The 13229-nt window shown below is 55.1% G+C and carries 8 protein-coding genes; all 8 read right to left on the reverse strand.

Features of this window, described 5'->3' with window-relative positions; translation table 11 throughout:
• Positions 1-5 precede the first annotated feature (5 nt).
• Positions 6-2042 carry a type VI secretion system Vgr family protein gene (locus tag GZ59_RS16585; RefSeq protein ID WP_011094936.1) on the reverse strand — a complete coding sequence of 679 codons (2037 nt, stop codon included), beginning with the start codon at positions 2040-2042 and terminating at the stop codon, positions 6-8.
• Between the two features lie 182 nt (positions 2043-2224).
• Positions 2225-2743, reverse strand: coding sequence for an Hcp family type VI secretion system effector (locus tag GZ59_RS16590; RefSeq protein WP_039293256.1), 519 nt, complete (start codon positions 2741-2743; stop codon positions 2225-2227).
• Between the two features lie 549 nt (positions 2744-3292).
• Positions 3293-4648 (reverse strand): tetratricopeptide repeat protein, encoded by a 1356-nt coding sequence (locus tag GZ59_RS16595; protein WP_039293260.1) that lies wholly within the window; start codon positions 4646-4648, stop codon positions 3293-3295.
• 28 nt (positions 4649-4676) lie between these two features.
• The gene (locus tag GZ59_RS16600) at positions 4677-6113 is read right to left on the reverse strand and encodes a VasL domain-containing protein (RefSeq protein ID WP_039293263.1); all 1437 of its coding nucleotides are present in this window, start codon (positions 6111-6113) and stop codon (positions 4677-4679) included.
• 49 nt (positions 6114-6162) lie between these two features.
• A complete protein-coding gene (tssM, locus tag GZ59_RS16605) occupies positions 6163-9660 on the reverse strand; it encodes a type VI secretion system membrane subunit TssM (protein ID WP_039293266.1) in 3498 nt (1165 codons plus the stop codon).
• Positions 9661-9684: 24 nt separating this feature from the next.
• Positions 9685-11103, reverse strand: coding sequence for a type VI secretion system protein TssA (gene tssA / locus GZ59_RS16610; protein ID WP_039293269.1), 1419 nt, complete (start codon positions 11101-11103; stop codon positions 9685-9687).
• A gap of 11 nt (positions 11104-11114) precedes the next feature.
• Positions 11115-11675 (reverse strand): type VI secretion system-associated protein VasI, encoded by a 561-nt coding sequence (gene vasI, locus GZ59_RS16615; protein ID WP_039293272.1) that lies wholly within the window; start codon positions 11673-11675, stop codon positions 11115-11117.
• A complete protein-coding gene (locus GZ59_RS16620) occupies positions 11675-13228 on the reverse strand; it encodes a sigma-54 interaction domain-containing protein (RefSeq protein WP_039293282.1) in 1554 nt (517 codons plus the stop codon). Before GZ59_RS16620 ends, vasI begins: the two co-directional genes overlap by 1 nt.
• Between the last annotated feature and the right edge of the window lies 1 nt (position 13229).

The following is a 13229-nucleotide window of genomic DNA, read 5'->3' on the forward strand; positions in this document are numbered from 1 at the left end:
CCTCCTTAACGTCTGTCTGGCGCATCCGGCAGCGTAGGCTTCGAGGGGTCTTCTGGCGTAATCGACACCGGCGCAGTCCCTACGCCAGCCGCACCACCATCGTTGATTTTCACAATCGTCCCGGAAATTGTGACACCCGCGCTATCAATCTTGATAAAACCGCCAGGCGCTTTAATAGTCAGAGCCTGCCCCGCTTCCAGCACGATATCTGCGGCTTTCAGGTAGCTGTCCGTATTGACCAGAATACGCTGATGCGCCCCGATCAGCGTCTCTTCAGAACCGGACATCGTGGTCTGGCGGCTCCCTTCGATACGGGTAATCTCTCCCCCACCGATAAAGCGCTTGAACGAAGAGCCTATTTTCTGAATAAAACTCCGGCCAATTTCCTGATGATGATCCTGACCGATATTTTCAAAGTCATCTTTGCCTATCGTTCGGTGACGGTGACGATCGACTCGTTGGAACTGATCCTGAGCGACGCTGAGATGCTGATCGCGCCCCACACTCTGCCGATGGATGTTATTGATGACACCATCCATATCTTTCTGAGCGTGATAGTAAATTTGTTCACGCGTCGCCTCATCCTCGAAACGCAGTTCGTTGAAGCCACTGCCTTTGTGCGTATCAGTACGCAGCGTCGTGCGCGTTTTATGTGCGGGTAAAACGTACGGCGTCGGGTTGGTCGCGTGGAACGTACGCCCAGTGATAATAGGCTGGTCTGGGTCACCTTCGAGGAAGCTGACGATCACTTCATGGCTGATACGTGGGATAGCGATCATGCCGTACTGGCCACCCGCCCAGCCCTGACTGACGCGCACCCAGCAAGAGCTCTGGTCGTTGCTCGCGCCATAGCGATCCCACGGGAATTGCAGTTTTACCCGGCCGAACTGATCACAGTAAATTTCTTCACCCGCCGGACCCACCACCGTCGCGATTTGCGGGCCGTCCACCATCGGTTTGTACGGCATCGCCGCGCGCCACGTCGTTGTGCCCTTCACCACCGCAAAGCTGTTGCTCATGGTCGTCGGTTCGCCGCCGCTTTCCTCTTCCAGCGCCTGCGGCTGCTGCCCGACGTGCGTCACACTCACTGTCTGCCACACTGCGTTCAGCGTCGCATTCGGATGCTCCGTCAGGGTAAAGGTATTGCCCGGCATCAGCCCCGCGCAGTTGGACTCCCCTTCGCTTGTCACCGCCCCTGAGCGCAGCGCATCCAGACGATAGCCGCTGAACGCCTTGCCGCTCGGATCTTGCTTATAACGTCCCGGATAGTCGTAATGCTGATAGCTTTCACGCTGGTGCTCCAGCTCACCGCTCATCTTCTTGTGTGACAGTCCGTAAGCCGGCGTCTTGAAGTTGTAGTCCTTCAGTTCCACTTCGGCCGTGCTCACCCGCTCCGCGTAGTGGAAACGCCGGACATATTCGCCCTCACTTAACCCCTGCGTGGCGAGATTGAAGAACAGCTCCGGCCCTTTGGTCAGCGCACCCGCATCATCGGCAAACACCACTCGATGCTTGCCCTCCTCAAACTCGTGGAAGAAGTACAGGCCTTCCTCTGCGGCCAGCCGAGTGATAAAGGCTAAATCACTTTCCCGATACTGTACGCAGTATTCCCGCACGGCGTGCTCATGGCGCAGCGCAAACGCGTAGTCGGTAATGCCTGCTTCTTCCAGCAATGTGCCGATAATCGCTTCCGGCTTCTGCGCCTGAAAGATGCGGGCGTTGGTGCGAAGACCCAGTCGCCACAGCGCCGGACGGACTTCCGCCTGATAGCGCGTGCGCCGAAATCCGGTGTCGCCTTGAGTAAACCCACTGATAATCCCGCTGACCCGACGCTTCAGTTCGCCTTCATACCAAATCATCAGTTCGCACGGCTGATCCAGCACCGCACCGAAATCGACATCCGGCAACGCGCTCGCCAGACTCAGCGACAGGCTGAAGGGCCGATTCAACCCCTCATCCAGACTGAAATCCACCACCGCAAAGGTGCCGGCCTCCAGAGCACCGACCTTTACGGTAAACTGTAATCCTGTACTGTTTGCCATCCGCCTTCTCCTTATTATTCTTGTGCTGTTACCATGGCTACCGCACGCCTCGGGTTCCCTCGGAGCGGCATGTTGCTATCCTGATTAACATGAAAACCTGAGTTGTGGTCTGAGTCTGCTCACACCACGACTCACATCAGTGAAAAAACAGAAAACCCGGGCAAGCCCGGGTTAGATAGGAATTACGCTTCGACCGGCGTACGCCAGTCATCAGAGCCAGAAGTCCCTGCAACCGTGTGTTCCCAGTCGATTTTGCGGTAAGCCAGCGACACTTCAATCAGTTGGGTGTAATCCAGTTTGGACGGGTCCTGGCAGTGTGGCATTTTGCAATCGATGTCCACGATGGTGGAATCGGTCAGTACGGTAGAGAAGAAATGCTCTTGTTTACCTTCAACTGACGTGCGGTACCATTTCAGGGTCACGGTCGGCAGCATTTCGCCAGACGCCAGGGCGTTGTACATCAACGGAACCGCTTTGTTCAGCGCGACAGTAAATTTGAACGGCTTGTGCACGCGTTGGCCAGATGGCTGACCAGACTGCGGGTCGGTCGGTACGGTTACAATGTGTTTGAATTCCTGTACCAGCATTTCGTCTTCGTGGCCTTCCACATAGATGTTGCCGACAGAATCAGATGTGAAGGCACCAGCGGTGATATTGCCCTGAGTTTTACCTTCGATGCTGATATAGCATGGAGTTGGCATAGTCTTGCTCCTTGTTGTTGAAACGGGGAATAGTTAAACGGGTTTAGTAACTTCACCGTCTGTATAGCAATCCCCATGCCAATTTTTATCTTGTTGTTTTTAATGAAAAATAACTTAACTAAAATTCCCCCTAAGCAAAATTTGAGCAATAAGTTGCGCAGACTTCTCGAATCGTTTGCAAACATTGCGCAAAAAGTGATTTACACCAGAAAGTGAGCAAGAAGTTGCGCAGAATGCGCAGTTATTCTGAAAGTTTTTATTAGTGCTGAATTAATCAAATAAATAACCAATTAAAATAGTGATCATTAATAGTAAAGAACGATATATGGCGATAATTTGTTCATTTCCTATAAGAATATAAGTAAGTAATCACTTTCATTTATGATGAAAAATAGGCGTGCAGATCGCGGAATAACAACAAAAAAGCGGGTGCTGCTATCACGCAACACCCGCCTGTTATTGTCATTACGATCTCATTAAACCGTGATGATTTATCGGTTCTACCTTAACTATTCATCAGCTATTTACCACCAACAAATCCGCAGTGGATTACTCTGTCTTTCCTGACGACCAGTGCATCGCCAGCCGCTGTCCGGCTTTGATTTCATCAGGCTGCATTGTCGCTTCCAGATCGTTACGCGCATGGATGGCTTCGCTCATCCCCTCCGTCGCCGCCATGGCATACCAGGCGTAAGCATGAATACGATTGCGGGATGCCCCCAGCCCATCCTGACGCATCATCCCCATACGATACTGAGCCATACGGTTACCGTCATTCGCCGCCAGACGATACTGCTTCATCGCTTCAACATAATCCTCTTTACCGCCTTGTCCCAGCCGCAACATCTCGCCATAGGCCAGTCGTGACTCGGCATCTCCTGCTGAAGCCGCTTTGGCATATTCTTCACGCGCACGCGCGAATTCGCTCACTTTAAATAGTCGCTCACCCAGTTCACGTTGCGCTCGGATATAGCCCGCAGAGGATGCCTGAACCAGATAATGTTCACGCTTTTCATGGGTTGTCTGACTCTGGCTAAGTAAATAATCTGCTTCGCCCGATCCTCCAGACGCAGCACGTTCCAGCCAGTAACGCGCCTTCTGCTCATCCCAAGGTAAGCGCTTACCTTCGCGGTATGCCTTGCCCAGCCAAAGCTGGGCTTCCGAATCACCTGATGACGCGGATTTTTGATACCAGTTCAACGCATTCTCACCGTCTTCATGCAGGGCCATCCACCGTTGCGCCTGTGCCTGACCGAGCGTCGCGGCACGGAAATACCAGCGCTCGGCCAGATCGCGACGGATAACCACGCCGTTGCCCTGCTCATAGCGCTGCGCTAGCTGATATTGCGCATCCCGATTGCCAAGTTCAGAAGCCTTCAGCAACCACACTACAGCCTCTTTTTCACCGCCCGCATGCGTAGCATGCCACTGAGCAACAATCAGCTGCGCGGGGGGATAGCCATTCGCCGCTGCAGACTCAAACGCATTCAGGCAGGCTGCTACCAGCTTTCCCTGATGCTGAACCTGACAGTCCATACCGAGCCGATGCCCCGCTTCACCATTTCCCAGACGTGAGGACGTTCCCCACCACTGGCGGGCAGACGGGCTATTCTTTGGCGCGCCTAACCCGGCCTGATACCAATCGCCGACCTGAAGCGCAGCAGCTGCGCGCATTTCTGCATTTCCGGGGAGTTCAGACAGCCCAGACGCCTTCTGCATCCATTGCATCGCCTCGGTGTACTGGGAACGTGTGGCTAGCGTCTTTGCCAGCTGATATTGCGCTTCACCATTTCCGCGGTTCGCTGACGCCACTAACTCCGATTCAGGCAGCGACGTCACGGGTGCCTGGCATGACGCCAGCCAGCAGGCCGACAGGACTATCAATAATTTGTTGTATTTCATCATGGGCTCAGCGGTTTTCCCTTCACGATAATCAACTGGCAGAATTACCCTGCTGCAAACGGTACAAGCGAATATTGAAGGCGCGCAGCTCATCTTCCATACCGCGTAGCTCCGCTGGCGTCAGCGATTGGCTCTTGATTTTACGCGCCTCAAGTTCCCGCAGCCGTATCCCAAAGGGGACGTCCGATATCAGATCTTTTTGCATATCGTAGAGTTTTGATTTCAGGTAGGAGATCGTCACCGTCCGCCGCTGACGCTCCAGTTCCAGCAGTTGCTGCAACGTCTCGTTGACTCTGGCACGCGCCTGTTCGTAACCCTGTGTTTTCGGTTCATCACCCTGCTGGCGTTCAAGCGCAATTTGCCACTGGCGCTCCATCTCCTTCACCGCCAGCGAATCGGGATAGAGCTGCTGCATCACGTTTTTCAACCCATTGCCGTACTGGTACAGATAGAAAGGCGACGCATTTTTCACCTGTTCCAGCTGTGCCTGATAACGGTTGATCAGTTCGCCTTCCATGCCCTGCAATTTCTGCTCACCCAGAACAATACGCACCCGGCGAATGTCATTATGGTCGGGGGCAGTAGGCAAGGCGTACGCGGGCTGTTGCAGCAATGCCAGCGCATCGGCTTTCTGTTCCTGCCAATACTGCCACCCCGTAATAGCGGCGACAGGTAGCGCGCAAGTCAGCAACCCGGAGACAAACCAGAACCAAGCTGGCTTCTGCTTTTTATGCGCCTCAATTTTCAATACCGTCGGTTTCATTTGCCCCTTCTCCCGTCCGATGAGAATGCTACCCGCGGGCAGCGCAGCCTGACCCGAGCCTGATGAACCACCGCTTTGCACCGTTGCGCCGGGTTCCATGTCTGAATGAAAGAACACCATGGGTGGAATCTGCATATCCTGCTTTCTCAGTTCCTGATCGTCCGACACAATGACAATCTCGGTTTCATCAAACAAATGGGTATAACCTTCGACGAAGTGCAGCAAATTCTCGACGCGAGGAATACGACTCAAGCCGGAATTATGCAGTTTTTCACTCATCAGTTGCAGCGCACGTTCGCAACGATAAACCAGCCGCTTGTGTTCATGGCTGATGGCGTACTGCCGCACCACCTCGCTGATGCGGGCAATGAACCAGTCCAGCATCTCGATACGTGCCCGCTCCTGATGCACCGGCGGCCAGAAGTTATCCCACTGCGTCACGATCAGGTTCGCCAGAAACTCACAGCTTTCCGTGAAGCCCGTCAATCCAGCCAGCCGTGAGCGCGCCAGAGTGAAATAGATCGCAGTCTGGAGATCCACACCCTGTTTTTCAAAGATGGTGGTGGCCATATCGTGTACCAGCATCCAATCCACATCGGGACGAGACGCGTGACTCAACTTGTTAATTTCCGCCCGAAGTGCGTCAAATTCCGGCAGCATCCGTGGATCTCGGCCCACTTTCAGGGCCTGTTGTGCATCTTGCATATCACATCATCCAGCAATAGGGAGCCTGAGCAGGCTCCCGAGAGTTAAGTTAATAAAGCGAGTCAGGCAGCGTGAATTGGCTGAACAGACCACCAGCAAACGGGTTATGGCTGGCATCGGTATATACGCGATACGTCATCGCGCCGTTTTCCAGCGAGAAGCGCACGTCGAAGGTGTTCTCATTAACCTGCGTTAGCTGGTCGCTGTTGACTAACCGGAACATCGCCCACGGCCCGCTAAAGCTCAGGCTACGTGGTGAGCGCTCACGATCGTCCGGCACCAGAGTTAGCTTGCTCTCAGCCCCATCTCGCATACTGTTTGGCCACACCAGCGGCGTTTTCTGACGACGACCGTGACTGTATTCCAGCAGTTGTCCGTCCAGATTGAGTACGCTGCGGCGCTTGTTCGCCGTCAGTTCCAGCGGCTCCAGAACAAAGTGCACTTCCAGACTACCCTGCGCATTAAACAGGGTCTGGCGGATGCGGGTAGCACGCTCCAGCTGTTTCACCAGCTCAGCCTGTAAAGGCGACGCCATCCCTTCTTCCAGCATGCCGCTTTCCATCATCGCCTTGAGGTTGGTTTGATAGAAGCTGTCCAGCGTCCCGCCAGTCATGAAGAACATTTCCATTTCCGATAGCGGCACATCCTTGTTCGATGACGGGTCGAAGGGGTAACGATCCGCCAGCTTCTCATTGAATGGCGTCACAACTTTATCCAGCCACTCTTGATTCAGCGACGACATCGCAAGCCCAGTCACCAGACTGGCGCTTTCTCCGGCTAATTGTCCTACCCAGCGATCCAGTGGCGCGGGAAGGCTACGGGCGTATTGCTGTAAGGCGAAGACTGGATCGGCAAATTTATTTCCCTGCCGCGCCTGCACCGCTTTCAACGCTGCCTGCCCTGGATCGGTCGCGTTGACGATCTGATCGAGGTAGTGATAGAGGTCGGTCAGCTTCTGATTAACCTCTTGCACCAATGGCCCCTGCTCACCACGTCCGCTCAGTGCCGCATTGATAGTCATAAACGGACGACCAGTGCGCGTGTTGATACCTTGCGCCGTGTCGTTATCATCGTCGGACAGCTTACGGATTCGGGTGTTATCACTGACCGTGGTCAACACTCGCTGGAAGGGCTGATCGTTGCCGGTAATATCCGTGAGAATATCGAGCGCCTGCTCCGGCGTATCGAGCGTCTGCACATCAATGTTCGCCAACACTTTCTGCCACTGGTTGATGTAATCCGTAATGTAGCGATCGTTCACCTGACGCAGAATTTCCCGACGGTCTGCCTCGCTAAACTGCGCACGCTCACGCTGGCCCAGAACCCAGGCGTCCAATGCCGTCAGTTCTAACAGCGCTTTGTCCTGCTTGAGGTAATAATCACTGAAACCGGGATACGTCAGCAGCCGCGGCACACTTCCCGCTTTGTCATTACGCAAGGAAAACACCGGATCAAACGTCGGGCCGACTTCATCACGGATCGCTAAATCCGGCGGCAGCACCTGCGTCGCTTTCATCACCAAACTCTGATAAACGCGCTGATACATCGGCAGCTTGCTCAGCTCCTGTTGAGCCAACGTAATCGGCTGATTAAATGGCGTAAAGGTACTGATCGCCGCCGCATATTTTTGCTCACGGGCCTTATGCCAGTCGGTATGCTCAAGGGCGTAATCCAGATGCTGCATCAGTTGTTCCTGCACATTGCCCTGTGCGGGAAACGCCTTCTGCCAGCGCTGCGCCATAAACTGTTCGACCAGCACTTTATTGCGTCCTGACGCATCATCCAACATCCGCATCACACGCAGAATCGTCAGCTTTTGCTCGCTATTAGCGGGTGCCTGATTCAAATCTTCCAACAGCCCCTGCATCACCGCAGGGAGAAAGCGCTGGTTCAGCATTTGCAGGTAAGTGCCTTCAACATAAGGCCCAATCTTACCGCCCTGATACAGGCCAAGATCGGCTAGCAGCGGCGTACGTTCGTGGTAATTACCAAAGGATAAGGTCGCATCACGAATCAAATTCAGACGCGGCAACTGCTGATAGCCATAGCCCGGCTGCCCTTCCAGCTCATTGGTGCCGATAAACGCCTGCGCTTTCGTCAGTACATTACGTCCGGCTTCTTCATTGACCCGATAGAAATGGTGCCAACTGCCGACTAGCGCCAGACTGGCGAGCAGCATACAGCCCACGCCGATACTGAGCCGACGACGACGATAGAGACTATGCAGTCGGTTTTCCCCCGCCAGACTGGCCTCCGGAAAAATGACATCAGGGAAAAGACGTTGCACAAAGAACGTGTTCGACTCACCGCGCAGCGCAGCGTTAATCGGCTCTGGCAGTTGATAGCGTCGGGAAGCCGACTGCGCAAAAGCATCGAACGGCACCCCCTGTTGATAGACAGAACTGACGTAGACGCCACGGATCAGGAACGCGCGATCCTCGCCCGTCGCTAACGTTTCCGTCAGCACTTCCATCACGTAATCTTTCACTCCAGCCAACTGGCGGACGAACGAGAACAGCGAATTGCGCACACTTCTGTCCGATTGCGTCAGCAGCATGTCTGGCAGGTTGTCATTCAGGTGCGTGACCCACTCGTCCCAGAAACGCTCTAGTTCTTCCAGCCAACCTTTGCTGTTGCTCGCCTGCGGAGTAAACGTCACGCCTAAAATGGCCTGACGCGCATCGCGGTTTAACTGGCGATAGACCTTATCGAAGCCGCTCAGCATATCCAGTCGAGTCAGCGCGATATACACCGGTAAGCGCGTATTGATGTTGACAGAAATTTCCTGCAAACGCGCGCGCATGACCTGCGCATAGGCTTTACGATCCGCGACACCGGCCTGTGCCAACCAGGAAATATCCAGCGTGAGAACCAGACCATTGAGCGGCTGGCGGCGACGATTTTCACTGAGCCACTGTAGCAGGTGCTGCCACAGTCGGGCATGGCGCAGCCCGAGCGAATCACCCGCCAGCTCAGGCTGCGCCAGTAATTGTCCACTAGGATCCCAGATGACAGCGGATTCCCCGACCCAGCTACTCACCAGCTGGCCTGCCGCTACGTCTCGCAGCGCGGCATCCAGCTTTGGATTCATTTTGTTTGCCGGATTGGCGCGATGGATCAGGCTGCTTTTGCCACTACCGGCCAGACCAATCGTCAAATACCAGGGCATCGCATACAACGCTTTTTTACCCAACTGGGTCTGAAATGCCTCCAGCCAGCGATCGAGAAACGTCTGCTGACTGTCGACATACACCTGTAAGGGATCCTGCTCAATCACCTGATGTTCATGGCGCTCTGCGCGCATCTGCTGCACGCGACGCCAGACCAGCCAGGCGCTGTAGGAGAACGCCAACCACAGCCAGACCAGCGTGAACACCACGCGGCCCCAGATTCCCTGCAACGGGCGTGACTCGCCCACCGTCAAACGCGGCCCCAGCCACCAGGCTAGAACCAACACTACGACCCACAGTAGCGCTCCCAAAAGTAGCCAGGAGGGTTTCAGTTTAGGCAACTGCTTGCGTAGAAAGGTTATGATTGTTTTAAACATAAGTGACCATTCACTCCGAATGTCTTATTTTTTACGGGCTGCCGCCAACCGCTCCACGCGGCTGACCATTCCCGGTTCCCATTGCATCAGGCCCAATTGCTGGCTTTCCTGCCACATGTGCTGATAGTGCTGTGCTGCCAGTGATTTCATCCCTTCTTCGGCGAGTAAATCCGCCAGTACCAACTCGGCATAAAAGCGATCGCGAGGCTCTTTCAAGCGACGCATACGTTCATCCAGTAACAACATCGCCGCACCGATGCCTTTCTCATCCCGACAGGAGGCAGCCTCTGTTGCCAGATCGTCCTGCCGCGCACCGCCACCGCCGCGCACTGGCTGGCTGGACTGCAACCATTGGCTGCACTTCCCAGTCAAAAATGGTGCGCCATCGCTGAACGCCAGCTCCCGCAGTTCAGGCAAACGCTGAATAAAGGCAGAAAGCTCTTCAGCCATCGCCGTGGCGACAGAGGTATGCCCCAGCCGAGATGCCACCGAAGCAGACAGCATGTGGCCATCAAACCAGTAAGGTGCCAACACCAGGCTTTGTTCTATACGTTCCCACAGCGCCAAATCGGCTTGTGCAAGCGCACTTTGGTATTCATCCACGCGGTCTGACGAGACGGGTGCCAACTGAGTTTTATGTCCCTTCGACGACATCGGCGGAGTAGCAATACCGGACCAGATAGCATGGCGTCGCAGACGATAGCCCATCGGTGAATCAGGATGACGCTCAACCAGCAATGCGGCGACGTTCAACTGAGTTTGTCGCCAACTGCGTTCATCAGATGAGTTAATCTCCACCGAACTGACTGGCGTCGAGGCAGCGCTGGCACTGGTTTCACTTCCGCCTGAGCTACCGCTGGCTGCCGAGGTTGGTTTCGCCGTCTGATTCGCCTGTTCCTGCGCCTGCTGCCGCTGCCTGGCACGCTTAAAGCTCTGCACCAGTTCATCCATCAGCGCCGCTTTGTCGCTGGCCAGTTCGCCCCAGCGGGTCGCCACCTGCTCGGTTAATTTCTGTAACTGCTCTAATTCTGCGCTGGATGCCGTCTCCGCAATACGAGGGATCGCGCCCTCAAAACGCCGAATAATCTGGATCATCAACTTCTGTTTCTGAACCGGGCTGGCAGGCCAGGCAGTAACCCAGTAACTCTCCAGCCAGCTATCCAGCAGCATCAGCGCGGTAGAAAACGGTGTCGCTTTAGCGGGGTGCTGTAAGCAGCGCAGTAGCTGAACCAGTACCCGCATGTCTTTGGTTTTGCTTTCCAGTAACGTCAGGCAATAACCCGCCACCACGTTAAGATCGACCTGGTTATGCGCAAGCGATCCTAGCTTGACCAGCTCCGTTTCTACCTTTTCCCAGAGCGGATCGTCAGCCAATACCGCCGCGCGCAACCTCTCATCCGGCAACGAGGTTTGCAGGCGTTTACACCAAGGATGTGCATGCATGAACGCCTCCTTTACCAGTGACACTGCTGACGCAGCGGCGCTAATGCTTCACCCAGACCAGTCAGTTCGATACGCAGCGCGTGACCGTCTGTGCCGTTAAGTACCAGCTCACGATGCCCAATCCAGCGCTTTAACGTATCAATCGCCGGCAGGCCGCGCCCTGACTCCAGCAGCAGCCCGCGGTTACGAATAAACCAACTGTCGGATACCGTCACACCATCAAGCTGTGACGTAACAGATTCTCCTGCCCAAGGTTCATTGAGCGTTAAGCGCAGGTGCGTAATATTGCTGGCGCAGCTAATCACCAGCGTATTGCCATCGGCCAGCACGCGGGTGAGCGTCATATCGTCGCTATCCGCTTCACGTCCCAGTTGAAACGCTCCGCTGGTAGTCGCTCTATCTCCCTGTGGGGACAGCGTACCGGTGCGTTCAGCTTCTCGGCCTAGTGCGTCATAGCAGGCCAGTCGGAGCTCTGAAGTCGTTTCATTGCGGCACTGTTCCCATAACGACTGCCAGGCGGGATCGGGCATCGCGGCAGTTGCCAACAGTAGGGGAGCCATCGTCAGAAACATCAATTCACCTCCAGCTTCTGGCATTTGTGGTCAAGAGTGCGTTTAGGGATATTGAGGCTATCGGCTACCAGCAGGCGGTTGCCCTGAAACTGGCGCAGGCGTGCCTCAATCACAGCCGCTTCATACCGCTGTGTGGCTATACGCAAATCGTGGATATGCTGATAACAATCCTGTTCCTCAGCCGTGCTGCTCGTCAGCCGGTCACGCAGTTCGGGCGGCAGCGATGTCAAGGACAGCGCTTCACCGCTCGGCGTATGTGCACACGCCACTTCCAGCAGGTTACGTAGTTCCCGCACATTGCCGGGAAAGTCGTACCCCACGAGCTGGCGCAGGAAAGCGCGACTCAATGGCCCTATGGGCTTTTGTCGTTCATCCGAAAATGGTTTATCTGCAAATTGACCGATGAAGTGCTCGCACAGCAGACGAATATCATCTGGCCGCTCACGCAGCGGCGCGACCAGCAACAGGCACTGGCAGAGGCGGTGATAGAGATCCTGCCGGAACACGCCGTCAGACACCTGCTGTTCCAGCGGCTGGTGCGTCGCGGCAATCAGACGGAAATCTGAATGAACTTCTTTCTCCGCGCCCAGAGGGCGGAAGCTATGTGTCTCCAATACCCTTAACAGCTTGGCTTGCATGGACTGCGGCATATCGCCGACTTCATCCAAAAACAGCGTGCCGCCGTTAGCCTGCTCAACCAGACCAATTTTGTTACTTTGTGCGCCAGAGAACGCCCCTTTCTGATAGCCAAACAGTTCGCTTTCAATCAGATTTTCGGGGATTGCGGCACAGTTGATAGCAATAAAGGGTTTGTCGACGCGTTCGGAACACTCATGAAGCAAGCGTGCCACCACATCTTTCCCTGAACCTGTTTCGCCCTGAATCAGCACTGAAAGACGGTGTTTTGCCGCCTGATAAATCTGCTGATGCAGCTCTTTAATCACGACAGATCGGCCAATCAGGGTGGCTTCCACCCGTTTTTCCTGCTTGCGACGACTTTGCCCTTCATCCTTAATCTGGCGGAGAGAATCTCTCAAGGCGACCTGTTCCCGTCGGGTGTGTACCAGCTCACGCAGCAGCATAAGCTGGCGGCAAAACACCTGCGCCAGCCGCTCGCATTCGCCTCGCTGATGCAGCGTTTGCAGGCGCGTCGGCGTATCCAACAGCGCTAATACCGCCAGCGGCTTACCGCTGTCCGACAACAGCGGCAGCGCGTGAAGCCCGCAACTCGTCCCGACAGAGACCAGCATCTGCCGAAATTCACGGTGCTCAATACGAGCACCGCCATAAAGAGAATCCCAGGTACGCGCCTGATTCTTATGCAGCGCATAAGCCAGCGGATGGCTAAAGTCATCAACCCCCAGACTCAGCGCCACCGGCGTCTCATGCACCCGCCCCTGACAGATCAGCTGTCTGCCGCTGACATCCACCATCCCCAGCAGCATTCCTTGCGGTTGCCAGGCGGCCTGCATCGTATCCAGCAGCCAGTCGCACAGACTGGTTTCATCATGCTGTCGGGTGAGTGCTAACGCCAGTTCGAGGGCATGTTGCATA

It is taken from the genome of Pectobacterium atrosepticum (assembly GCF_000740965.1).
GTDB classification, from domain to species: domain Bacteria; phylum Pseudomonadota; class Gammaproteobacteria; order Enterobacterales; family Enterobacteriaceae; genus Pectobacterium; species Pectobacterium atrosepticum.

Bases quoted from the DNA above. Each gene is read 5' to 3' on its own strand.
- vasI (WP_039293272.1), bottom strand. From the start codon at position 11,675: ATGTTTCTGACGATGGCTCCCCTACTGTTGGCAACTGCCGCGATGCCC.
- tssA (WP_039293269.1), bottom strand. From the start codon at position 11,103: ATGCATGCACATCCTTGGTGTAAACGCCTGCAAACCTCGTTGCCGGAT.
- GZ59_RS16595 (WP_039293260.1), bottom strand. From the start codon at position 4,648: ATGATGAAATACAACAAATTATTGATAGTCCTGTCGGCCTGCTGGCTG.
- GZ59_RS16600 (WP_039293263.1), bottom strand. From the start codon at position 6,113: ATGCAAGATGCACAACAGGCCCTGAAAGTGGGCCGAGATCCACGGATG.
- tssM (WP_039293266.1), bottom strand. From the start codon at position 9,660: ATGTTTAAAACAATCATAACCTTTCTACGCAAGCAGTTGCCTAAACTG.
- GZ59_RS16585 (WP_011094936.1), bottom strand. From the start codon at position 2,042: ATGGCAAACAGTACAGGATTACAGTTTACCGTAAAGGTCGGTGCTCTG.
- GZ59_RS16590 (WP_039293256.1), bottom strand. From the start codon at position 2,743: ATGCCAACTCCATGCTATATCAGCATCGAAGGTAAAACTCAGGGCAAT.
- GZ59_RS16620 (WP_039293282.1), bottom strand. From the start codon at position 13,228: ATGCAACATGCCCTCGAACTGGCGTTAGCACTCACCCGACAGCATGAT.